General features: G+C 63.3%; 28 protein-coding genes and 1 pseudogene. 12 read left to right on the top strand and 17 right to left on the bottom strand.

Annotated features, from left to right (window positions below):
- Positions 1-6: 6 nt before the first annotated feature.
- Complete coding sequence (locus AB4Y81_RS16365) at positions 7-786, bottom strand: ankyrin repeat domain-containing protein (protein ID WP_441996294.1); 780 nt, start codon at positions 784-786, stop codon at positions 7-9.
- A 42-nt stretch (positions 787-828) separates the two neighbouring features.
- Entirely contained in the window at positions 829-1,404 is a 576-nt protein-coding gene (locus AB4Y81_RS16360; RefSeq protein WP_179128474.1) for a GlcG/HbpS family heme-binding protein, read from the bottom strand.
- 223 nt (positions 1,405-1,627) lie between these two features.
- On the opposite strand from AB4Y81_RS16360, the gene AB4Y81_RS16355 reads away from it, so the two are divergent.
- From AB4Y81_RS16355 to AB4Y81_RS16335, 5 genes are all read left to right on the top strand, one after another.
- Entirely contained in the window at positions 1,628-2,788 is a 1,161-nt protein-coding gene (locus AB4Y81_RS16355; RefSeq protein WP_434327933.1) for a sensor histidine kinase, read from the top strand.
- Positions 2,785-3,411: a response regulator gene (locus AB4Y81_RS16350; RefSeq protein WP_018779520.1), complete on the top strand. Its 627-nt coding sequence runs from the start codon at positions 2,785-2,787 to the stop codon at positions 3,409-3,411. The genes AB4Y81_RS16355 and AB4Y81_RS16350 overlap by 4 nt, the downstream gene beginning before the upstream one ends.
- 27 nt (positions 3,412-3,438) lie before the next feature.
- Entirely contained in the window at positions 3,439-4,005 is a 567-nt protein-coding gene (locus AB4Y81_RS16345; RefSeq protein ID WP_026267417.1) for an HdeD family acid-resistance protein, read from the top strand.
- Positions 4,006-4,068: 63 nt separating this feature from the next.
- On the top strand, positions 4,069-4,875 hold the full coding sequence (locus AB4Y81_RS16340) for an exodeoxyribonuclease III (protein WP_026267418.1): 807 nt from the start codon (positions 4,069-4,071) through the stop codon (positions 4,873-4,875).
- Positions 4,876-4,917: 42 nt separating this feature from the next.
- Entirely contained in the window at positions 4,918-5,802 is an 885-nt protein-coding gene (locus tag AB4Y81_RS16335) for a hypothetical protein (RefSeq protein ID WP_018779523.1), read from the top strand.
- A gap of 43 nt (positions 5,803-5,845) precedes the next feature.
- Here AB4Y81_RS16335 and AB4Y81_RS16330 read toward each other — a convergent pair whose 3' ends face one another.
- The 5 genes from AB4Y81_RS16330 to AB4Y81_RS16310 all read right to left on the bottom strand — a co-directional run bounded on the left by AB4Y81_RS16330 (position 5,846) and on the right by AB4Y81_RS16310 (position 10,621).
- Positions 5,846-6,919, bottom strand: coding sequence for a LacI family DNA-binding transcriptional regulator (locus AB4Y81_RS16330; RefSeq protein WP_441996267.1), 1,074 nt, complete (start codon positions 6,917-6,919; stop codon positions 5,846-5,848).
- A 146-nt stretch (positions 6,920-7,065) separates the two neighbouring features.
- Positions 7,066-7,338, bottom strand: coding sequence for a hypothetical protein (locus AB4Y81_RS16325; RefSeq protein WP_018779525.1), 273 nt, complete (start codon positions 7,336-7,338; stop codon positions 7,066-7,068).
- A complete protein-coding gene (locus tag AB4Y81_RS16320; RefSeq protein ID WP_018779526.1) occupies positions 7,335-8,219 on the bottom strand; it encodes a carbohydrate ABC transporter permease in 885 nt (294 codons plus the stop codon). The genes AB4Y81_RS16325 and AB4Y81_RS16320 overlap by 4 nt, the downstream gene beginning before the upstream one ends.
- Position 8,220: 1 nt before the next feature.
- A complete protein-coding gene (locus AB4Y81_RS16315; protein WP_431230029.1) occupies positions 8,221-9,240 on the bottom strand; it encodes a carbohydrate ABC transporter permease in 1,020 nt (339 codons plus the stop codon).
- An 88-nt stretch (positions 9,241-9,328) separates the two neighbouring features.
- Positions 9,329-10,621: an ABC transporter substrate-binding protein gene (locus tag AB4Y81_RS16310; RefSeq protein ID WP_018779528.1), complete on the bottom strand. Its 1,293-nt coding sequence runs from the start codon at positions 10,619-10,621 to the stop codon at positions 9,329-9,331.
- A 254-nt stretch (positions 10,622-10,875) separates the two neighbouring features.
- Between AB4Y81_RS16310 and AB4Y81_RS16305 the strand changes: the two genes are divergently transcribed.
- The gene (locus AB4Y81_RS16305) at positions 10,876-11,277 is read left to right on the top strand and encodes a helix-turn-helix domain-containing protein (protein ID WP_026267420.1); all 402 of its coding nucleotides are present in this window, start codon (positions 10,876-10,878) and stop codon (positions 11,275-11,277) included.
- Between the two features lie 26 nt (positions 11,278-11,303).
- On the opposite strand, the gene AB4Y81_RS16300 is transcribed toward AB4Y81_RS16305, so the two are convergent.
- Together AB4Y81_RS16300 and AB4Y81_RS16295 are read right to left on the bottom strand one after the other, a co-directional pair.
- Complete coding sequence (locus AB4Y81_RS16300) at positions 11,304-12,272, bottom strand: cytochrome c oxidase assembly protein (RefSeq protein WP_441996266.1); 969 nt, start codon at positions 12,270-12,272, stop codon at positions 11,304-11,306.
- A 45-nt stretch (positions 12,273-12,317) separates the two neighbouring features.
- Entirely contained in the window at positions 12,318-12,743 is a 426-nt protein-coding gene (locus tag AB4Y81_RS16295; protein ID WP_035734213.1) for an ArsR/SmtB family transcription factor, read from the bottom strand.
- Positions 12,744-12,960: 217 nt separating this feature from the next.
- Between AB4Y81_RS16295 and AB4Y81_RS16290 the strand changes: the two genes are divergently transcribed.
- The 4 genes from AB4Y81_RS16290 (at position 12,961) to AB4Y81_RS16275 (ending at position 15,181) form a co-directional block, all read left to right on the top strand.
- A complete protein-coding gene (locus AB4Y81_RS16290) occupies positions 12,961-13,098 on the top strand; it encodes a hypothetical protein (RefSeq protein ID WP_441996265.1) in 138 nt (45 codons plus the stop codon).
- On the top strand, positions 13,095-14,012 hold the full coding sequence (locus AB4Y81_RS16285) for a cation diffusion facilitator family transporter (RefSeq protein ID WP_441996264.1): 918 nt from the start codon (positions 13,095-13,097) through the stop codon (positions 14,010-14,012). The genes AB4Y81_RS16290 and AB4Y81_RS16285 overlap by 4 nt, the downstream gene beginning before the upstream one ends.
- Positions 14,012-14,701, top strand: coding sequence for a DsbA family protein (locus AB4Y81_RS16280; RefSeq protein ID WP_441996263.1), 690 nt, complete (start codon positions 14,012-14,014; stop codon positions 14,699-14,701). Before AB4Y81_RS16285 ends, AB4Y81_RS16280 begins: the two co-directional genes overlap by 1 nt.
- 117 nt (positions 14,702-14,818) lie before the next feature.
- Positions 14,819-15,181, top strand: a complete 363-nt coding sequence (locus AB4Y81_RS16275; RefSeq protein WP_441996262.1) for a hypothetical protein — start codon at positions 14,819-14,821, stop codon at positions 15,179-15,181.
- Between the two features lie 21 nt (positions 15,182-15,202).
- Here AB4Y81_RS16275 and AB4Y81_RS16270 read toward each other — a convergent pair whose 3' ends face one another.
- From AB4Y81_RS16270 to AB4Y81_RS16235, 8 genes are all read right to left on the bottom strand, one after another.
- Entirely contained in the window at positions 15,203-15,877 is a 675-nt protein-coding gene (locus AB4Y81_RS16270) for a DNA alkylation repair protein (RefSeq protein ID WP_441996293.1), read from the bottom strand.
- 41 nt (positions 15,878-15,918) lie between these two features.
- A complete protein-coding gene (locus tag AB4Y81_RS16265; RefSeq protein ID WP_441996261.1) occupies positions 15,919-16,227 on the bottom strand; it encodes a hypothetical protein in 309 nt (102 codons plus the stop codon).
- A gap of 91 nt (positions 16,228-16,318) precedes the next feature.
- On the bottom strand, positions 16,319-16,930 hold the full coding sequence (locus AB4Y81_RS16260) for a hypothetical protein (RefSeq protein ID WP_018779538.1): 612 nt from the start codon (positions 16,928-16,930) through the stop codon (positions 16,319-16,321).
- Positions 16,927-17,574: a DUF6286 domain-containing protein gene (locus AB4Y81_RS16255; protein WP_018779539.1), complete on the bottom strand. Its 648-nt coding sequence runs from the start codon at positions 17,572-17,574 to the stop codon at positions 16,927-16,929. The genes AB4Y81_RS16260 and AB4Y81_RS16255 overlap by 4 nt, the downstream gene beginning before the upstream one ends.
- Positions 17,571-17,954, bottom strand: a complete 384-nt coding sequence (locus AB4Y81_RS16250; RefSeq protein ID WP_018779540.1) for a hypothetical protein — start codon at positions 17,952-17,954, stop codon at positions 17,571-17,573. The genes AB4Y81_RS16255 and AB4Y81_RS16250 overlap by 4 nt, the downstream gene beginning before the upstream one ends.
- The gene (locus tag AB4Y81_RS16245) at positions 17,951-18,142 is read right to left on the bottom strand and encodes a DUF2273 domain-containing protein (protein WP_018779541.1); all 192 of its coding nucleotides are present in this window, start codon (positions 18,140-18,142) and stop codon (positions 17,951-17,953) included. Before AB4Y81_RS16245 ends, AB4Y81_RS16250 begins: the two co-directional genes overlap by 4 nt.
- Positions 18,139-18,585: an Asp23/Gls24 family envelope stress response protein gene (locus AB4Y81_RS16240; protein ID WP_018779542.1), complete on the bottom strand. Its 447-nt coding sequence runs from the start codon at positions 18,583-18,585 to the stop codon at positions 18,139-18,141. Before AB4Y81_RS16240 ends, AB4Y81_RS16245 begins: the two co-directional genes overlap by 4 nt.
- A gap of 80 nt (positions 18,586-18,665) precedes the next feature.
- Entirely contained in the window at positions 18,666-19,235 is a 570-nt protein-coding gene (locus AB4Y81_RS16235; protein WP_039239388.1) for a hypothetical protein, read from the bottom strand.
- 116 nt (positions 19,236-19,351) lie between these two features.
- Between AB4Y81_RS16235 and AB4Y81_RS16230 the strand changes: the two genes are divergently transcribed.
- Together AB4Y81_RS16230 and AB4Y81_RS16225 are read left to right on the top strand one after the other, a co-directional pair.
- Positions 19,352-20,020 carry a DUF6318 family protein gene (locus AB4Y81_RS16230; RefSeq protein WP_039239387.1) on the top strand — a complete coding sequence of 223 codons (669 nt, stop codon included), beginning with the start codon at positions 19,352-19,354 and terminating at the stop codon, positions 20,018-20,020.
- Positions 20,020-20,382, top strand: a pseudogene (locus AB4Y81_RS16225) (hypothetical protein); the annotation flags it as partial. The gene AB4Y81_RS16230 and the pseudogene AB4Y81_RS16225, both read left to right, overlap by 1 nt.

Genomic DNA, 20,382 nt, shown 5'->3' with positions numbered 1-20,382 from the left:
TCTACGTCAGCGGGACCTGATCATTGCCGCGATCTCCGTAAACCCGAGCCGCTCTGCATTTTGCAGGGCGGTTCGGCCTTGTGGATCGCGGATGTCCGGGTTGGCTCCGGCCGCGAGGAGTTGCCGGACCACGTCCTGCTGCTTGGGGCCGCCGTTGTTGAGCAGGATGGCTTCCTGGATAGCGGTCCAGCCCAGGTTGTTGACGTGGTCCACGGGCACACCGGCGGCGATGAGGATCCTCACTGTCTCCGTGTGTCCGTGTTCGCTCGCGGGGATCAGGGCGGTGCCGCCGTAGCGGTTGGTGCTGCGCACGTCCGCCCCTGCAGCCAAGGTCAGCTCCAGGACTTCGTTGAAGCCCTCCGCGCCGGCATACAGGAACGCGGAGTCTTGGATGTCGTCCTTGGCGTTCACGTTTCCGCCGGCCGCGATCAGCTCCCTCACCTTCGCAACGTCGTTGGCCTTCGCGGCGAGGATCAGGAGTCGGTCGGTTTCCATTTGGGCCTCCGGTGTCAGTGTGGGCGGCACGGCAGCCGACGACGCCGGGCCGGGAACGGCGCCTGATGGTTCGGCTGAGGTGGGGGTTGCCTGGGTCGGCGCTTGGTCGGAAGGTGAGGCGCCGGAAGGTGAGGCGCCGGAAGGTGAGGCGGCCGCCGTCGAGCTCTGTGTGGTTGACGGCCCGGGCGACGACGGCGCGCACCCGGCCACGAGCCCGACCAGCACCAACCCCGCCCCCACCACCCGAGTTTTTGTCCAGATATCGCCCTTAAGACGCTCCCATAAGGGCATCACGTGTACAAAAAAGCGGGCGCGGGTGGTCATGGGTCGAGGCTACTTCGCCGCTGCGGCCAGGGCTTCTGCACCGGCGGTGGCGCAGGCCTCGTCGAGGGCACCGTCGGGAGCGCCGCCAACACCGATGCCGGCAACAGAAACGCCGTTGACCTTCAGCGGAACTCCACCGGCCAGGAACAGTGTGCCGGGGAGGTCGGCGATCGAGGGACCGTTGCCGTTGATGCGCTTGGCCAGCTCGCTCGTGGGAGCACCGAACGCGGCAGCCGTGTAGGCCTTCTGCTTGGCAGCTTCGATGGTGTGCTCGGCGGCGTTGTCACCGCGGAGGACCGCCTGGACGGTGCCGAAGCGGTCCACCAAGGCGACGGTAACGAATGGCAGCTTGTCCGCCTGGCACTTGGCCAGTGCGGCATTCACGGCTTTGCTGGAAGCGCCCACGGTGATGCGGTTCTGCGCCACGACGTTCTCGGGGGCAGGCTGCACATCCGCGGCAACCTTTGCAGGCGCGGCCTCAGGTGCCGCGACAGGTGCCACGGCGTTGGCCACAGCCGTGATTCCGCCGGTGAGCAACAGCGCTCCGGCAGCAGCGGCGGCAATCATCTTGTTGGACTTCTTCACGGGGGTTCTCCTTCGGGACTGCATGGACATTCCGGGTACACATCCATGCTTCCCGGACGGCCCCGTTGCCACATCGGCCCGAAGCAGGCCCCGGGCTCATCCTTTCCGCACGCTGTATCAGCCAAAAGGTGGAGAGACCAATAACCGCCCGGGACCTAGCATGGAAAGATCGCCCACCACAGCAAGAAGCCGCCACAGCCAGGAACGGAACCGGGAACAATCCATGCCAACTGCTCCTCCACAGCCAGGGCCCAGCAGCCGCTTCGACGGCCGCATCGATGCCGTGGTGCACGTGGGCTTCGCCGTGCTGATGGTGGCCTCCGGGGTCCGGTACGTCATGCGGCACTCCCCCGCGGACAACCTGTGGACGGTGGCTTTGGCGGCGGCAGTGTGCGGGCTCTACACCGTCACCGCCCTCCTGGCACATCGACGCCCGGCCCGGGGCAGCCACTGGATCCCGTGGATGATCGCCCTTGTGGCAGCATGGGCCGCCCTGGTGATCGTGGCTCCGAGCTTTGCGTGGTGCTCGTTCGCCATCTTCTTCCTGGCTCGCAGGGCTTTTCGCGGCTGGGCCGGATACGCAGCCAGCAGCGTGACCGCAGCGGCCACCGCCGTCGGGCTCTTCCGGATGAGCGGCTGGACGGACGTTGCCATGCTGCTTGGCCCGCTCGCCGCAGGGGCCCTCCTGACCTTGATCTACGACAAGATCGAACGCGACCAGGAGCAGTTGGCCGCCACCGAACGGCAGGCCGGGATCGCCACCGAACGCGAGCGCGTCTCCCGGGAAATCCACGACACCGTGACCCAGGGCCTGGCAAGCAGCCTGCTTCTGCTGGAGGCGGCGCAGCGCTCCTGGCCGGATGGTTCGGCCCAGCGGGACGTTGCCAAGGCGTCCGGCCTGTTGAGGCGGAACCTCGCCGACACCCGCAGCCTGGTGCACGAACTTTCCGCGCCGGGCCTCGAATCAGGCCCGCTTCCGGAAGCCCTGCAACACGCCGCGAGCCAATATGTGGATACCATCCAGGTCCACGTCACCGGCGATGAACGGCCGCTCCCCGCAGAGGTCCGCCATGCCCTGATCCGGGTGACCCAAAGCGCAGCGGCCAACATCAAGCTCCACGCGCACGCGGACCACTCCAGCGTGACGCTCGGGTACCTCCCGGAGTCGGTCACCTTGGACGTGTACGACGACGGACGCGGCTTTGATCCCGCAGCGGTACCTGCGCCGTCGGAAACCGGAGGGTACGGCCTGCGGGCCATGCGGCAACGGGTTGAGCAGCTGGGTGGAGAATTGTCAGTGGAGAGCTCGCCGGGTGAAGGCACCATCATCGCGGCGCAGCTGCCGCTCAGCCAGCCTGCCCGGTCGTCCAAGGAGGGCCTGTGACCGCCATTTCCGTTCTGCTCGTTGACGACCACACCGTGGTCCGGAGCGGACTCAAGGCGCTGTTGGGCACCCAGGCGGATATCGCCGTCGTCGGTGAAGCCTCCTCCGGCGAAGACGCTCTGGAAGCGGCCCGGGTGCACTCGCCGGCGGTTGTGCTGATGGATCTGGCCATGGGAGCCGGGATGGACGGCATCGAAGCCATCAAGCAGCTCCGGCAACGCAACCCGCAGCAAGCGGTGATCGTGTTCACCACCTACGACTCCGACGCCGACATCGTCCGCGCCGTGGACGCCGGAGCCATGGGGTACCTGCTCAAGGATGCCGCGCCGGAGGAAATCTTCGCAGCCGTCCGTGGTGCTGTGCAGGGCAAGAGCGTGATGAGTGCACCGGTCGCCTCACGGCTGTTCCAGCAAATGCGGAATCCGGATGACATCCTTACTCCGAGGGAAGCTGAGCTGCTCAGCCTGCTGACCGAGGGACTCAGCAACCGGGACCTCGGAAAACGCCTCTTCATCTCCGAGGCCACGGTCAAAACACACCTGGCACACATCTACGCCAAACTAGGTGTCGAGACGCGTGCAGCAGCCATCGCAACAGCCATCCGGCGCGAGGGGATGCGGTAAAGGCACACGGTTGGTTACGCTGACCATATGTCGGACACAACGGGTCGCAGAATGTTCACAACTCCAGGGACAGCTTTGTTGGTCCGGGGAGCCCTCGCCATCGTTTTCGGACTGCTGGTCCTGGTCTTGCCCAGCGCCACGGCGTTTGCAGTGGTGGTGGTGTTCGGCTTCTTCGCCATCATCGACGGCATCACCAGCGTGGCCCACTACTTCTACGACCCCGCCGGCCGCTCACGCTGGAGCGTTGTGGGTGGATTCATCTCCATCGCCGCCGGCATCCTGGCCATCGCCTGGCCCGGCATTACCGCTGCCGTCATTGGCGTGATCATCGGCTTGTGGGCCCTGGTACTGGGGATCTCGCAGATCATCCTGGCCCTTGCCGCCCGCAGTTTCATCCGCAGCTGGGGACTATGGCTGCTCACCGGCCTCATCACCACGGTGTTCGGAATTGTGGTCCTGGTCAATCCGGGCATCGGGCTCCTCGGCCTGATGGGAATGCTCGCAGCTTTCGCCATTGTGACCGGCCTGCTCCTGATCGCTTCGGGCATCGGTCTCCGCAAGCTGGCCAACACCCAGCCGCTGTATGGCCACTAGCTTCGGCGCGGTAAAAAGCCGTAGGGGGATGCGCTCAGCCCCAAGTTCGGTAAGTTAGTGGCTGTGAAGATAGCTACCTGGAATGTGAACTCCCTCCGTGCCCGAGCCGACCGTGTTGAAGCGTGGCTTGAGCGCAGCGACTGCGATGTCCTGGCCATCCAGGAGACCAAGTGCAAGGACGAGAACTTCCCTTGGGAACTCTTTGAACGCATGGGATACGAGGTAGCGCACTTCGGCGTGAACCAGTGGAACGGCGTGGCCATTGCCTCCCGTGTGGGCCTGGAAGACGTTGAGCGCACCTTCGTGGACCAGCCTGCCTTCGGCAAAGCCGGCAAGGACCCCGCCCAGGAAGCCCGCGCGATCGCTGCCACCTGCGGCGGAATCCGCGTCTGGAGCCTCTACGTTCCGAACGGCCGCTCCCTGGACGACGAACACATGCCCTACAAGATCAAGTGGCTCGAAGTCCTGCGGGACCAGGCCGCCGAATGGGTCAAGGCCGACCCCAACGCGCAGATCGCCCTCATGGGTGACTGGAACATCGCCCCGTTCGACGACGACGTCTGGGACATCCAGCTTTTCCGCGACAACAACTACACGCACGTCAGCGAACCCGAGCGCGCAGCGTTCCACGCGTTCGAAACCGCCGGATTTACCGACGTCGCACGTCCCTATACGCCGGGGCCGGGGGTCTACACGTACTGGGACTACACGCAGCTGCGGTTCCCCAAGAAGGAGGGCATGCGGATCGACTTCTGCCTGGCCTCCCCGGCACTGGCTTCCCGCGTCACGGGTGCGTCCATTGACCGCGAGGAACGCAAGGGGAAGGGCGCCTCGGATCACGCTCCCGTGATCGTGGAGCTCGCCGACTGAGCACTGCACCTGATGACTCATTGACGAAAGGGGTGGCTGGACATGGCGGGTAGTCTGTACCGGGGCCAGGCGGGACTGCCGTTCTCTTCGTCGCTGCGCATTTACGAGCCGCTTGAGGCGTTCCCTCCCGAGCAGCAGCGCCAGCTTGTGGCGGAGGGCAGCAAGGCAGGTTCCCGGGCCGCCGTCGAAAATGCGGAGCTCCAGGCCTCGCTGGGACGCATCACCCGCTCCGGCGGCGATCCGTTCCCCACCGGCCGCACCGATCTGGTCCGCATGACGCGGGTCCCCATGGGACGGCACGCCGCTCCCGGCAATGATGAGGACGACGCCGGACGGCTGCTTTACTGCCCCAGCCAACTGGTGATTCGGGCCGGCTTGGCGGCCAACGCGCTCATGGACGGAGTCCACAGTCCGCTGGCCGACCTGCTCATTCCGGTTTCGCAAAGGGACAAACACCAGATGCGGATCGACCGGATCAACGCCCGCGAAGACGCCAAACGCGTCCACACCCGGGCCTCAACCTGGGGTATCCCGTTCAGCTGGTTCTCGCTGTTTGCCGAATCGGACCGCAAAGACGTCGTCGAATCCGACGGCCGCATCCTGACGGTGCGGGTATGGACCCCACTGACTGAAGCCTTGGAAAGGGCCCGGTTTTCCGTGGCCCATCTGGCGCTGGCCGCTCCGGACCTGGACATGCTGGATGACCTGACGCAGCTCACTGAGTGGCTTGAGCTGTTCCACGTCCAGTCGATGGTGGAGCTCGATTACGGCGCCGTTGCAGACAAGGTGTACCCGGACGACTCCCCCATGGATGTCCGCTTGGGCATCGAGTGCCTGGCCGAAGGCGACATGACAGGCGCCGCGGCCGCGTACCGGCGCCTGGCTTCCCGCTGGATTCCCATCCGGCAGTTGGCGCGCGCTTCATAGCTTCACGGTTTCCAGGCTCCCGCTTGTGCGGGCTCCTGCGTCCTTAGTTGGGGCTGTTGGTGAATTTCCCGTTCGGCGGCGCTGTAGTCTCGCGGACAATCAACTGGTGGGGAGCCACGGCGGAGTGCACCGCTCCGACGTTGCCGTCGAGTTCGTCCAACAGCATCTTGGTCGCAAGTTCGGCTTGGTTGTCCGGGCGCTGGCCGACTGTGGTCAGGCCCAGCGAGGACGAGAAATCGTGGTCATCGATGCCGATCACGGAGAGGTCCTCCGGGACCCTCACCCCGTGGCGGCCGGCTTCAAAAATCACGCCCATCGCCATCTCATCGGAGGAACAGAAGATCGCGGTCGGTTTCCGGCCGGGCTGGCTCCACAGCCGGTTGAAGGCCTGCTGCCCGCTGGCGACGGTGAAGTCACCCCACTGGTCCCACTCAGGGCGGACTTCCAGCCCGGCGTCGGACATGACTTCCTGGAACGCCTGGATCCGCACCCGGGGGACGTCGAAGTTCAGATCCGTTTCGTCATCGCCGTGCAGCAGGGCAATGTCCTTGTGTCCCAGATCCAGCAGGTGCTTCACGGCGGTGGATGCGGCGTCGTAGTCATTGATGCCGATGTAAGGGCAGTCCTCGACGTGGCCACCCACCACCACCAACGGAATGTCGATCTTGTGGAGGTGCTCCAGTTCGTCCTCAGTCAAGGACATGCAGAGCACCAGCAGGGCGTCGATCTGCTTGTACACCATGGTGGAACTGAAGAGGCGTTCACAGTTGCTGCCGTGGCCACCGAGATTGAACAAGGAGAGGTTGTATTTCCTTGAGTGCAGCTCACGGTCGGCGCCTTCGATGGCTTTGGAGAAGAACCACCGGCTGACGAAGGGCGCCAGGACGCCTATGGTCCGGGTGCGGCCCGTCGCCAGCCCGGAGGCCGACGACGACGCCACATATCCCAATGAACTTGCTACTTCGAGGATCTTCTCGCGGGTTGCGGGAGATACCCGCGGCAGTCCCCGCACTGCACGGGAGACGGTCGCCGTCGAGACTCCCGCTGCTGCGGCAACGTCCTCGATGCTGACGCCGGTGTGGCCGCCGCGTTGGGACCGCTCGTTCGTCTTTGCCACTCAAGCCCCCTTTTTTGGTGCATGCCGAAAGCCGAGGGCTCGTTCCCGGACGGCACCTTCCAGCCTATTCCGCCTGCCTGCTGTTCGCCGATTTCGCACAAGTTATTGCGACGCCGGTCAGGTACTGGTGTTCTCCATGGGCCGCCTCAACCAATCCGCCGTGTCGTACGGCGCGGTAGCTTGCGCCGCAAGCGGAGCATTCCCCAGAGGGCGAGGACAACGGCCAGGAGCCCCAACGCCCAGCCGAGGGCGGGCTGGCCGGTGACCTCCATCGAGATGGTGGCCACCAGGAGCACCAGGCCCCAGAAGGCGAGGAACCCGATGATGATGTCGAAGTCCTCTGCGGACCGTACCCGTTTGGTGCCCGGGTCGGGCTTCGCTGCGGGGGACTCCCGACGTCGATTTCCGTAACTTGTCACTTGACAGCGCCTGCCGTAAGGCCGGCCACGATCTTGCGCTGGAAGATCAGCACAAGGACAACCAGCGGAATGGTCACCACGGTACCTGCGGCCATAACGGCTGTGTACGGTTCCTGGTGCGGCTGCGCACCGGCAAAGTACGCGATGGCTACCGTGACGGTCTTGGTGGCGTCATTCGACAACTGGCTAGCGATGAGGAATTCGTTCCAGGAGGCAATGAACGCCAGGATCGCCGTGGTGAACGTTGCCGGGGCTGCCAGCGGAAGGATCACTTTCCGGAACGCCTGTCCCTGCGTGCAGCCATCGATCCTTGCGGCTTCTTCGAGCTCCCACGGCATCTCGCGGAAGAAGGAGGTCAGCGTGTAGACCGTGAGCGGGAGAACGAAGGAAATGTTCGGAATGATCAGCGCCTGGTAGGTGCCGAACCAGCCGATGTTGGTGAACAACTGGAACAGCGGGGTAACCAAGGCAACGCCGGGGAACATCGATGCGCCCAGGATGAAGCCGAGGACCACGAACTTGAACCGGAAATTCAACCGGGCCAGGGCGTAGGCCGCAAACACACCGACCAGCAACGCTACGACTGTCGTCACGGCGCCAACGATCAGGCTGTTCAACAGGTTGCGGCCGAAGTGGTTGCCAAGGCTCTCATCGAACACCGTCGCGAAGTTGTCCCACGTGAAGTGGGTGAAGAACGGCGTGGTGTCGAACGTGTATCCGACGTCGCGGAAAGCGGTGACCAACATCCAGTAGAAGGGTGCCATGCACCAGACGAGGATGATGGCAGCGCTGATGTAGGTGCGCAGCGACCCCCAGTTGAAGGGCCGTTTGGGCCGTTCCACGGAGTCGGCGGAGGTCTTCGAAGCTGTGGCTGTGCTCATCTCACTTGGCCTTTCCGGAAGATGTGGCCGCGTCCACGGCATTCGCCCCGAGGAAGCGGACGAAGATAAACGCCACGAGGAAGATCACCAGGAATGTAATGGTCGATAGCGCCGCCGCTGTATTGAACCCTTGCCTGATTTGTTGGACAACAAGGATGGACAGCGTGGTGGTGCCGTTCGCGCCCTGGGTCATGATGGCGGGGAGATCGTACATGCGCAGTGCGTCGAGGACACGGAACAGGATGGCCACCATCAGCGCCGGCTTCACCAGCGGCAGGGTGATCAGGCGGAACCGCTGCCAGGTGGACGCGCCGTCAACCTTGGCGGCTTCGTAGACTTCGTCCGGAATCAGCTGCAGGCCCGCCAGGATCAGGAGGGCCATGAACGGCGTGGTCTTCCAGACGTCGGCAATGATGATGGCCCACTTGGCCGGCCATTCCGAGCCGGTCCACAGGATCTGGGTACCGAACAGCTTGTTGGCGATGCCTTCGAAGGCGAAGATGAAGAACCAGAGCTTGGCGGTAACGGCCGTCGGGATGGCCCACGGAACCAGGACGGCTGCGCGGATCAGGCTGCGTCCGCGGAAGGCGCGGGCCATGATGATTGCCATCCAGAAGCCAAGAACGGTCTCGAAGGCCACGGTAACCACCGTGAAGAAGAAGGTAGTGCCCATGGAGTCCCAGAACTGGGCTCCGAGTGTGCCCGGAGGGCAGGCCAGCGAGCCGCCGCCGGGGGCCGTGCATTGCTGCAGCAGCCAGTGCGTGTAGTTTTCAAAGCCGGCCGGGCCGCCCTCGGAGAAGAACCCCGTGGCCGGGTCGAGGCCGGAGTCCTTCTGGAAGGACATGATGATGGCGTTGAGCACCGGGTAGATGATGACGATCGCCAGCAGGATGAGCGACGGCGCCAGGAGGGTGTATGCCCAACGGCCCTGCGTAAGCTGCTTCCGGTCGGCGCTTTCGCGACTGGGCATCGTGTGTCCGGAAGTCGCCGTCGCGTCTGGTTTTTGTAGTTCTGTTGACATGTCAAGACTCCTGTCAGGGAGAAGGCCGTGGCCGGCAGTCCGGCTGCCCGCCCCTCAGGGACAGGCAGCCGGACTGTAGCCCGGGTGGTTACTTAGCTCCGGCCGACTCAATAGCCGCTTGCATGTCGGAGATTGCCGCATCCACGGTCTTCTCTCCCTTGAGGGCAGCGTAGGCGTTGTCCTGCACAGCCTTGGTGACGGCGGGGTAGAACGGCGTCACGGGACGCGGAACCGCGTTCTCGATGGACGTCTTCAGCACCGGGAGGTACGGCAGCTTGGTCACGAGTTCCTGATCGTCATACAGCTTGGTCAGGACCGGGGCCAGCGAACCCTGGGTAGCGTAGAAGCGCTGGGTTTCCTCGCTGGTGATGTACTTGATGAAGTCCGCAACAGTTGCCTTGTTCTTGGAGTAGACGCTCATGGCGATGTTGTGGCCACCAAGCGAGGAGGCACCGGGGCCGTCCTTGCCCGGGAGGGGTGCCATCTTGAACGTGTCCTTCACAGTGGAGGAACCGTCGGTCTTGGCCAGGTTGTACACGTACGGCCAGTTGCGGTGGAACAGCAGCTTGCCGGCTTCGAAGGCCTGGCGTCCCTGCTCTTCCTGGAAGGTGATTGCTTCGGTGGGGATGTTGCCATCCTTGTAGGCGTTCACCAGGTTGGTGAGGCCGGCCTTGGCTTCGCTGGAGTTCACGGCAGCCTTGCCGGAATCATCAACGATCTTGCCGCCTGCCGAGTTGATGGCTTCAGCAGCGTTGACCGTCAGGCCCTCATACTTCTGGAACTGGCCTGCGTAGCAGCCGATGTTGTTCTGCTTGGCGATCTCGCACATTCCCATCATCTCGTCCCAGGTCTTGGGCGGGTTGGGAACAAGGTCACCACGGTAGTAGAGGATGCCGCCATCCGAACTCTGGGGGGCTGCATAGAGGGTGTTGTTGTAGGTGGCGCTCTTGACGGTGGACTCGAGCATCCCGTCCGTGGAGATTGCGGTCTTGTCCTTGAGCGGCTGCAGCCAGCCCTTGGCAGCGAACTCAGCAACCCAGATGAGGTCGACGCTCATGACGTCGTAGTTGGCGTTCTTGGCCTGGAAGTTCTGGACCAGGTCATCGTGCTGCTGGTCGGCCTGGTCCGACTGCTCCTTGAACGTTACTTTCTCGTCCGGATGGGCGGCGTTCCACTTTTCGATGAGGGGCCGGACAACGTTGCTGTTGTCCTTGCCCTGGACGTAGGTGATCGGCCCGCGGCCGTCAAGGTTGTTGGCTGCGTCGCCGCTGGCACCTCCGGAACTGGTGCCGCCGCCACCCCCGCCGCCACCACAGGCGGTCAGGGACAGAGCCAGGACTCCGGCTACAGCTGCCGGAAGCAGGAACTTTTTGGATTTCATGCTGGGAACTCCTCGGTGAGTGGACCAGGTTTTTCCGCGGTGCGGTTGATGTGGTGAGGCTCACAATAGTCACGGGATGAAGCAAAATGCAAGCGCTTACACGCGTCGTGACCACAACGATACAAAGTAGCCTGATTATTCACGCTCACCACCCTGGTAACGGGGGTCTTTCCGCCGACATGGATGCGTTTTGGGATGGCCGCGGCCTGGAGTCGATTTGATTGCCCACTATTGCCTATGGAACAGTGGGAAGCGTGGATGAACTCGAAGCACTGCAGACCATTGGACGGCTCATCAAGGAAGAGCGTCTCGCGCAAGGTCTCAGTCAGGTGCAGCTGGCCAAACAAGCAGGAACCGCCATCAAGACAGTGCGGACACTGGAGTCGGGCACGCGACGCACGCAGGAAATCAACCAACGCAAACTCGAGCACGCCCTGGGGTGGCGTGCAGGATCGGTGTCCGAAGTCCTCAAGGGCAAATCGAACTTCGCACCGGACATGATCACGCCGGACGACATGCGCTCCGGGGACGACTCAAGGCAAGGACCACCCCGCATTGCCGTTCCCGCGGCACCCGTCGCCCGGGCCTCACATCTTTCCGACGAGGAACTCCTCGCAGAGCTCACCTACCGGATGATGCACCGCAACAGGGGCTGAATGCCCTGTTCTTCGCCGGCGCTCCTTCAGTTCCGGCGGATCGGACGGTTGGCCAGTTGCTGCAGATATTCGTTGTAGGCGTCCAGCTCAGGGTCCCCGGCCACGGCGGACTTACGGGCAGCCGTAACCCACCCTCGGGCCTCGTCCCGCTGCCAGCGCACCAGAATGAACATGAGCAGCAGCACTCCCGGCAGTTCCCCGTATGACCAGGCCAAGCCTCCGGCCATGCCCTGGTCCGCCATGGGGTCGAGGCACCAACTTGCCGGTGGGGTGGCGAAGAATTTAACCATCGGAGCCGTTGCCATCATGATGACCACGCCGAAAAAGGCGTGCAGCGGCATCTCGGCAAAGATGTCGAGCATGCGCCCGAAGTGCGTCTGCCGCGTGGGCAGCGGGTCTGCCGAGATCAGCGGCACCGTGAACAGGACGCCCGCAGCGAGGAACAGCAGTTCCAGCCCCACATGCCCGTACCAATTCGGCAGCAGCAGGTCCGCGAGGCCGGAAAAATAGACGCCGTAGAAGCTCAGCAGGAACAGGGGCACCATGAAAGCCGGGTGGATGGCCAATCTGCCCCAGCGTGAACGCAGCCCCCACATGGCCATCCTCAAGACGGGCCGGCCGAAGCGGCCATGAGGGGTTGCCCGCAACAGCAAGGTGCCCGGAGAGCCGATGACCAGCAGCGGAGGCACGGCCATCATCAGGGTCAGCTGTTGGAACATGAAGACGGAGAACATCCGCAGTCCGTAGCCCTCGATCCCGGCGCCCATCACAACGATAATGGCCAAGCAGCCGAGCAGGAACGACGCCGTCCTGACCGGCGACCAGTGCCGGCCCTTGCGCCAGAGGCTGATGGCACCGGCGAGGTAGAACACCGCCGCCAGCAGTGTCATGGCTGGAATCAGCGGAACCGGCTGAAGGTTCGGCGCGAGGTACTCACCCAGCGAGGGTGGCAGCGAGGGAAGCCAGACGGGGCCCTCGATTCCAGGCTCGCCCATCTCAGCACGCCCACTTGGTGAACGCGCCGTGTACCGGGTTGGTGTTTAGCCGTTGCTGACCGCTTGAAGCCTGTCCTGGCCCGCGTGTCCGACGTGCGTGAGCCCGAGGTCGAGCAACATCCGCACATGCGAATCCGCCAGGGAGTAATACGCCATCCGGCCGGCCCGACGGACCTGCACTACACGCGGTCCGCGCAGCAGCCGCAGCGCATGGGAGACTCCTGATTCGCTCAGCCCGGTGGTGGCAGCAAGATCGCACACGCACATTTCCCCATCGAGGAGGGCAATGAGGATCCGCACCCGGCCCGGGTCCGAAAGCAGCCCGAAGATCACGGCCAGATCGTTCACGTCCGACTCGGCAGGCATCCGTGCCCTGACCTCCTCGACCCGGTCGGCGTCGACCACACGGACTGCGCAATCGCTGCCGGCCCGACGGGGCGTCGCCTGCCGTGCCCGTGCTGTTCCAGTCATCCATCAAGACTACCCCTACCTGCGAATGCGTCGCATTTGTCTTGCCTTAAGCGGCCGTCGAAAGGATGACGGACACAGGAGTCCGGCCGTGCTTGGCATGGCCACGAATTAACGTCTGAACAACTCTACATATATTCTGGAGTGGTGCCGGAATGCCTGGCACCTCCCGGCCCCGGGCTGAGGGAGCCGGGCCGGGGATCAGCACCTAGGAGCCATCGTGACTTTGAAAGCCGCACTTGCAGGAGGCAGCCCGGCCATTTCCCCGGGACTGCCGTTCCTGATCGCCACTGGTGTGGCGGGTTTGATAGTGGATGGTGCTGCTGTCCTGCCCGCCGTCCGGCAGGCCCGGGCATGAGCGGCCACGGGCACGATCACGCTTCCGAAGCATCGGTTCGGCGCAGCAAACTCATCACGGTCTTCGCCATCACCTTCACCGTGATGATTGCCGAAATCATCGGCTCCGCACTTACCGGGAGCCTGGCGCTCCTGGCGGATGCCGGGCACATGTTCACCGATTCCGCCGGGCTGCTGATAGCCCTCGTCGCCGCGTCGCTGGCCATGAAGCCCGCCACGCTGAAACGGACCTGGGGCTATAAGCGCGCCGAGATCATCGCCGCGGCCGGACAGGCGGCATTGCTGCTCGCCGTCGGCGGCTTCGTCATCGTCGAGGGCATCCGCAGGCTCTTCGAACCACCCGAAATCGGCGGGTCCACGATGCTCTGGTTCGGCGTCATTGGCCTGGCCGGCAACGCCGTAGGCCTGGTAATTCTGGCCTCCGGCCGGAACCACAACTTCAACATGAAGGCCGCCTTTCTTGAGGTCCTCAACGACGCCCTCGGATCGGTAGCGGTCATCACGGCGGCCATCGTCATAGCCGTCACCGGCTGGCTTCAGGCCGACGCCGTCGTGTCCTTGATCATCGGCGTCCTGATCATCCCGCGGACCCTGAAGCTGCTCCGCGACACCGTGAACGTGCTGATGGAATCCACTCCCGAAGGACTGGACCTGGCCAAGGTGCGCGACCACATCCTGGCTCTCCCGCACGTCATCGATGTTCACGACCTTCATGCTTCGCTTGTGGCCTCCGGAACTCCGGTGCTCTCGGCGCACGTTGCAGTGGAAGACAGCTGTATGACCGACGGCCACGCGGCCGGCATCCTCGCTCAGCTGCAGGCATGCCTCGCCCAGGACTTCGACATCAGCGTCGAACATTCCACCTTCCAGATCGAACCAGCATCCCACCGCGACCAGGAAAGCATCCACCACTGATGACGCACAGCAAAACACTGCCCCAGCCCATGGACAAGGGAAAGAAGGTCCGGGTATTCATCTGGGTCCTGCTGGCTGTCCTCGTCGCCGTTGGAGTGATCTGGTACACCGTATTTACGCTGAACAAACCCGCTCCGACAGAACCTACGCCTGCTGCTGAAGCCCAAGTGGTCCGTGACGACAGCCATCGAGTCACCTCACCGGCTGTCGAAAAGGCACAACTGGTGGAGTTCCTGGACTTCGAGTGCGAAGCCTGCCTCGCCGCGCAGCCGGTGGTCGAGGAACTGAAGAAGGAATTCGGAGACCGCGTCACCTTCGTCCACCGCTACTTCCCATTGCCGGCACACCGCAATTCGGCCACGGCAGCCCTCGCTGTAGAAGCAGCCGCCCAGCAGGGCAAATATGAGCAAATGTACGCAAGATTGTTCGAAACCCAGGCGCAGTGGGGCGAGAAGACGGAGTCCCAAGCACCCCTGTTCCGCACTTTCGCCGGGGAACTGGGCCTCGATCTGAGCGCGTACGACGCTGCTGTGGCGGACGACAAGACCAAGGAACGGATCAAGAAGGACATCGCTGACGGTACAACCCTGGGAGTGAAAGGAACACCGACGTTCTTCCTCAACGGTGAGATGCTCACCCTGGACACCGAGGCACAATTTCGTCAGCTCGTGGCCGATGCCGTGAAATAGCTGACCACCCGCCAAGCGGCCCGTTGCCATTGCCCCGGAGTGCCCCGGGCCGACGCCCGGGAGCGGCTTAGGCGCCTACCTGTCCCTGGCCGACCAGCAGAATTGCAGAACACTTCGATGAAACTCTTTACAACGCGACTCCTGCGCATCCGCTTGGTGATTGCCGCCGTCGTCCTTTCCCCTGCGGTCGCCGCAGCTCCGGCGCAGGCACACGTCGCCGCGGAAGCGGTGTTTCCGGCCAGGGAGACCATCACCGTCCAAAACCCTGCCCAAGCCCGCACCGCGACACCATCGCCGACGCCCGAAGCGACTTCGCCGTCCAGCACCCCTGCCCCGGCGACTGAAACCACACCGGAACAGGTCAAACCCAACGATGACAACGCTCCCCTGGCCGTAGGCATTGCTGCCGCGATCCTGGTTGTCGCCGCCCTTGTCCTCTACATCGCCCAGAAGCGCAGGGACAAGACATCCGCGGCATAGGCACCCGAAGCTGCCCGGGCATTAGTTTCCGGCTTGGCGCCTGACCATTTCATTGATCCAGGCCAGGGCGAACGGAGAAGTGCAGTTGGGTGGCGTTGGATAGTCCTTCAGCACTTCCAACCGCTCGCCGATGTCCAGAGCACGCGGACGGTACTCCGGGTGTTCAATCCCAATTTGCGCCAGACAGTTATTCATTGACCACTGCAGGCGGTCCGGGGCGTCCTTCATTTCCGCTTCGATAATGTCCAGCAGTTTTCCGAGGTCCAGGCCTTCGGGGCGTTTGACCACACGTTCGGCGGTCAGTGCCCAGCCAGCACTGGACACCACAGGATCAGGGTCGGCAAACCATGCCACCCTCAAATCCTCAGCAAACGGGCTTTTCTTGATGACGTAATTGACGAACCAGTCATGTACTTTGGGTCGCTTGGCTTCCCGGAGCATGGCGTCGAGTTCGTTCTTTCCGAAGTCCTTGGGACGGCAGATCAGAAGTGACAGAAGACGCGCAGCGGTGTCGCCCGTGGACCACAGTTCGCGGGACAGATCCTGCTGGATTTTGAGCCTCTTGGCTACAGCACGAAGCTTGCTGAGATTCACCCCGTGATCGTCGCCGTGCTTCTCATTGACCTCGCGGGCGCGGGGATCCTCCAAGGCAGCAAGCTCCGCGAGAATCGCTTCCACGGAAATTTCCGGCGCCATTGATCCTGCCACTGCTGTCTCCTGTCCTCCGATGGCAAAAACTACTGCTGCTTGCCGTCCTTGAACAGTCCGGCAATCTTAGCGCCGAGGTCCTTCACGTTTTCGGCTACGTCACCGGCAATTTCCTTTGACTTCTCCGCGACGTCACCGGCCAATTCCTTGGCATTCTCTCCAACGTCACCGGAGAAGAACTCCTTCACGTTCTCTGCGGCTTCACCAGCGAATTCCTTGGCATTCTCCACAGCGTCACCAGCGAATTCCTTGGCATTTTCGAGTGCGTCGCCTGCGGCGTTCTTCGCGTTCGACACTCCATCATTCACGGCGTCGGCTCCGGTGTTTTCCTCAGTCATGTCGATCTCCTCTGTCAGGTTGTGGCTTTGCGCATCAAAGGAGGTTTCCCCTCTGGCTTCAAACTATTTGCAGCAGCGGAATTCCGCAACGTCAGCGCACCCGTTCGGCTTTCGTGAATCTTGAGCGCGCCCCCGAGACCATGTGCACCAGCACCGGCGTCTTCTGTCCGATGACGAGGTCCAGTGCTTCGACCAGTTGTGAGACCTCCGCAGCCAGGAGGTGGGGTGCCACGCCCTGGCGCGGTTGGATGCGTATCCGCAGACCCGGTTGACCCTTGAACTCATAGGTTGCCACTGACACCCCGGCAAGGTCGGTTCTTTCCGTCAACGCAGCCCTCAGTGCCTGTTCGGCGACGCCACCGCCAATCCTGACTTCGCCGTCGACATTGCTGTCATCATCACTGGCGACCAGGAGGTTGGCCCGTCCTTTGCCCTGCTGTGACAGCCACGCAATCATGGCGACGATGAGGGCCACCAGGACCACACCCGCCACAATCCACAGCCAGCTCTCTTCGCGTCCGGGAAACCGCGTCTGCCGGAAGGCATTCTCAGCTCCGGCCCAGACGCCGGCAGCCCATCCATGCCACCAGGCGGCCACTGCAGGGACAGTCGCCAGCAGCAGGAGCAGAAGACCCACCGCCAAGAGTTTGATCCCGATGATGAAGAGCAAGACGCGGTTGAGTGCCCGGGGTGTTCCGTTCACGCCCCAATCACCCCCGACGACGCCAGGTTGACCCGGACCGTGGGCATGGGAACCGGCGACATCTCCTCAAGTTCAGCCTGCACAGCCGCGAGTACGGCGTCGTGGCTCACGCGGCTCCCGGATGTTGGCCGCACATTGACCACCACTGTCTGTCGGGAAACCACCACCATCACCTGCTCCTGGGTAACGTTCGCTGCCATCCGGGCACGACGGGCAAGTGCGGAGGCCAGGACTTCGTCGTCAACCACGACGGCGGTCCGCGGGTCCCGGAGCAGATGGCGGGCCCGCCTGCCAGGCAGCACTGCGTGGAGCAGGAAGAACAGCCCCACCATGGCGACCACGGCACCGCTCGCTCCCAGCAGGAGGGGTGAAATGCCCTCAGGTAGGGCGATGATGCGTTCGGCAGCAGTGGTGGGATCAACCAACCAAGGAGGCTGGCCGACCGCACGGACTCCGGCTTCCAGCAACGCGTATACGCAGAGAATAATGACGAGCACCGCAGCAATGACGGCGGCGCCGGCCCGTGATGAATGGGTCTCGCGACGGAGGATACGGCTCATCGCCGGGTCCTCCCCCGCCACCGGCGCGGCGTCGTTGTCCAGGCCCACGGCCATGAACTTCCCGGTTTCCTGGTCCTGTGTCATTGAACGCGGCCTCCCTCCCTGACCTGGGCCCCACTGATCCTGATATCCACCCTGCTCAGCTGGGAACCACTGAGCCGGGTCACCGTCTCGAGGACTCTGGATTTGGCAGCTACGGTGCGATCCCAGATGGAGCCCCCGAAACCTTGGACACGCCTGGGATCCCGGAGCACTTCCGTCAAAGCCGGGACGCTGATGGGTGCGACAATCGACAAAGCCAGCAGGCCGTCGTCGTCCGCCCAATCCGCGCGGATGTCGCTGGCCTCAACGCCGAGCGCCTCGGCGGCAGCGGCGCGGGCCAGGGAAGTCAAAGCCTGGGTACTGATCCGGTTATGGCCGGCCAGGCTGGTGGTGGTGTACTCCACAGCCTCAGCCACGCTCATGACGAAGAGCGCCGGCCCGTAATGGCGTCAAGGACACTTCTAAGATCCAGTTTCCCTTCGGCGGCCCGCCCCAACAACGCTCCGATTCCCATGAAAAGCAGTGAGATGAGGAAACCCCACAGCCCGAACGAGAACGACATGAACGCCACGAAGGCTCCGATCGCGATTCCCACTACGGTCATGCTCACTGGAGTGCCTCCCTTTCCACCACGACGGTCTTGGCCCCGGGCTGTTTTGCCGGCGGCGCGATGAAAACGTCGGTAATCTCTATGTTCACTTCGATCACCTGAAGGCCAACCAGTTCTTCGACAGCGCGGTACACCGCCGCCCGGACCTGATTGGCGACGCCATGCAAAGGATGGCCGTAGAGGGCAACCAAGGTGATGTCCACTGCCACTTGGGTTTCGCCCACCTCGGCGCGGACGCCCGCTGCGTGGTCTGAACTGCCGACAGCGTCACGGATCGCGCCAAGAGCGCGGGAAGGACCTGAACCAAGAGAGTAGACACCGGGCACTGTGCGGGCGGCGATACCTGCCACCTTCGCCACCGCGGCCTCGGAGATGATGGTGCGTCCGGTACCGGGAATCTCGCCCCCAGGCACAGGATCCGGCTGCACGTTCTGGACTTCCATGGAGCACTCCCCTTCTCTTGAGTACCACCCTAGCGTCTAGCTACGACGCTTTGGAGACAAGGGGTGCGCGCGGCGGTGCCCTAGGAGCAGTTCTTCTCTGTCCACGTCTGGATGGGCTTCATGAGTTCCTCGAACTGGCCATCGCCGTACTTGCTGAAATCCGACCCCGCGGACTCAGTGAAGGCCCGCAGTTTCTCGAACGACGGCTTCAGCTCTTCCGGCACCTTGCCCTGCATTTTCGACAACTCATCCTTGGCCTTCTGGATGTCCTCAGCATTTCCGCCGGTCATGGCTGCCAGGGGGAGAATGGTGACGCTCAGCATGGTGGCGCTGACAGACAGGCAAGCCTCTGACATTGAGGTGAATTGGCCGTATACACCGTCGGTTCCTGCCGAGCCGTCCGGGCTGGGCGCGCTGGCGGAAGCGGAGCTTGAACCCACTTCCGCGGCGGGGGTTTCGGACGCCGCCGGGGTGTTTTGAGCTGCCGGCGATGGTGAGGAGCAGGCGCTGAGCGTCAGCATTGCGACGAGACCGGCAGCTGCTGCCAGGCGGCCGGAAAAGGACAGGCGTGAACGTTCGATGGCGACCATGAATTCCCCCAAAAAGATGCGTGCGATGACAAGCTGGCAGGCCAAGAATACTTCGGCCATCGCCCCGAGGCCAGAGACGAGTTATCCACAAGGCCCGTTTCCAGGCTGGGAGGCGACTGGGAACCCTGCCTAGACTGGCCGACACATCACCTGAAACAGCAGCTGGGGAGCTCGCCATGCCACGCCTTACGTATGCCGCTTTGTTGCCTCTCCGTGCGCGAACGGCGGCAATCGTCGTTGTTGCAGCGGTGCTTCTCAGCGGCTGCCAGGGCGGGTCACCCACTGCGGGCAACTCGGAAACACACACGACGACGGCGTCGCCCACCTCAAGTGTTTCGTCGCCTGTTGCTTCGGCTGCTCCGCCTTCGTCGGGTGCGTACAAGCCGGCGGATGCGAAGGGGAAAGCGCAGAACGTGCCGGTGCCTGTGATGCCCGAGTTGGCGAAGGAGAACTCCAAGGCGGGGCTGGAGGCGTTTATTCGGTATTGGTACGCGACGTACTCTTATGCCACTGAGACCGGTGACCTGGGTCCATGGCTACAGACCACCGATACCTCCAACACGCTCGCAGCCGCTTATAAGAGAGCTCTTGAGGGCAACCACTCGGACGGAAGATGGATGGTTGGCGGGCAAATTTCCGTTCCAGCCGTCGACATCATCTGGACCGCAGGGGCAAGTACCCAAGAGGCCAGAGCCCAGGTCATTCAAGAAGAAATTCACTACCTCAACCCCGACGGCACTGAGGGCAGGGAATCTACACCGGCATCGAACATCGCCGAGGCGGTTTTTCTGGAATTCAGGAGTGGTACGTGGAGAGTCATTAACAACGGCTTGATTGTTGGTTGATGGTGAAGATCCTTCGCGTTGGGGTTCTTCTCCTGGTCCTCTCGGCTATCTGGGCAACCCCGGCTCCCGCGCATTCTTCAAACGACGACGGACGCCAACTAAGTGTCGGCCGTGGTGAGACGGCACTGACCGTCGGGGCCACATTTATCTTCAACCCCGAGACCGGCAAATCTGAGCCGAGGCCTGGAGCGTCCCCGGCCGCCGAGGACCCCAACCAGTACATGGCCGATACCCACTGCCGTGCCGACGGACCCGACACCAAAGACCCCGGCTGCGACGCCCTCGACTGCCCCGCCACCACACCCGGTGGCCCAGAAGGCACCCCCGTCATCTGGAAAGAAGCCCCCTGGAAAGAAGCCCCC

Origin of the sequence: Paenarthrobacter sp. TAF1, from assembly GCF_052113825.1 — a bacterium.
Taxonomy (GTDB): Bacteria; Actinomycetota; Actinomycetes; order Actinomycetales; family Micrococcaceae; genus Arthrobacter; species Arthrobacter nicotinovorans.
This window is presented reverse-complemented; position numbering and strand designations above follow the sequence as displayed.

Bases quoted from the DNA above. Each gene is read 5' to 3' on its own strand.
- AB4Y81_RS16365 (WP_441996294.1), bottom strand. From the start codon at position 786: ATGCCCTTATGGGAGCGTCTTAAGGGCGATATCTGGACAAAAACTCGG.
- AB4Y81_RS16355 (WP_434327933.1), top strand. From the start codon at position 1,628: ATGCCAACTGCTCCTCCACAGCCAGGGCCCAGCAGCCGCTTCGACGGC.
- AB4Y81_RS16345 (WP_026267417.1), top strand. From the start codon at position 3,439: ATGTCGGACACAACGGGTCGCAGAATGTTCACAACTCCAGGGACAGCT.
- AB4Y81_RS16335 (WP_018779523.1), top strand. From the start codon at position 4,918: ATGGCGGGTAGTCTGTACCGGGGCCAGGCGGGACTGCCGTTCTCTTCG.
- AB4Y81_RS16320 (WP_018779526.1), bottom strand. From the start codon at position 8,219: ATGAGCACAGCCACAGCTTCGAAGACCTCCGCCGACTCCGTGGAACGG.
- AB4Y81_RS16315 (WP_431230029.1), bottom strand. From the start codon at position 9,240: ATGTCAACAGAACTACAAAAACCAGACGCGACGGCGACTTCCGGACAC.
- AB4Y81_RS16310 (WP_018779528.1), bottom strand. From the start codon at position 10,621: ATGAAATCCAAAAAGTTCCTGCTTCCGGCAGCTGTAGCCGGAGTCCTG.
- AB4Y81_RS16300 (WP_441996266.1), bottom strand. From the start codon at position 12,272: ATGGGCGAGCCTGGAATCGAGGGCCCCGTCTGGCTTCCCTCGCTGCCA.
- AB4Y81_RS16295 (WP_035734213.1), bottom strand. From the start codon at position 12,743: ATGACTGGAACAGCACGGGCACGGCAGGCGACGCCCCGTCGGGCCGGC.
- AB4Y81_RS16285 (WP_441996264.1), top strand. From the start codon at position 13,095: ATGAGCGGCCACGGGCACGATCACGCTTCCGAAGCATCGGTTCGGCGC.
- AB4Y81_RS16280 (WP_441996263.1), top strand. From the start codon at position 14,012: ATGACGCACAGCAAAACACTGCCCCAGCCCATGGACAAGGGAAAGAAG.
- AB4Y81_RS16275 (WP_441996262.1), top strand. From the start codon at position 14,819: ATGAAACTCTTTACAACGCGACTCCTGCGCATCCGCTTGGTGATTGCC.
- AB4Y81_RS16270 (WP_441996293.1), bottom strand. From the start codon at position 15,877: ATGGCGCCGGAAATTTCCGTGGAAGCGATTCTCGCGGAGCTTGCTGCC.
- AB4Y81_RS16265 (WP_441996261.1), bottom strand. From the start codon at position 16,227: ATGACTGAGGAAAACACCGGAGCCGACGCCGTGAATGATGGAGTGTCG.
- AB4Y81_RS16255 (WP_018779539.1), bottom strand. From the start codon at position 17,574: ATGACACAGGACCAGGAAACCGGGAAGTTCATGGCCGTGGGCCTGGAC.
- AB4Y81_RS16250 (WP_018779540.1), bottom strand. From the start codon at position 17,954: ATGAGCGTGGCTGAGGCTGTGGAGTACACCACCACCAGCCTGGCCGGC.
- AB4Y81_RS16240 (WP_018779542.1), bottom strand. From the start codon at position 18,585: ATGGAAGTCCAGAACGTGCAGCCGGATCCTGTGCCTGGGGGCGAGATT.
- AB4Y81_RS16235 (WP_039239388.1), bottom strand. From the start codon at position 19,235: ATGGCCGAAGTATTCTTGGCCTGCCAGCTTGTCATCGCACGCATCTTT.
- AB4Y81_RS16230 (WP_039239387.1), top strand. From the start codon at position 19,352: ATGCCACGCCTTACGTATGCCGCTTTGTTGCCTCTCCGTGCGCGAACG.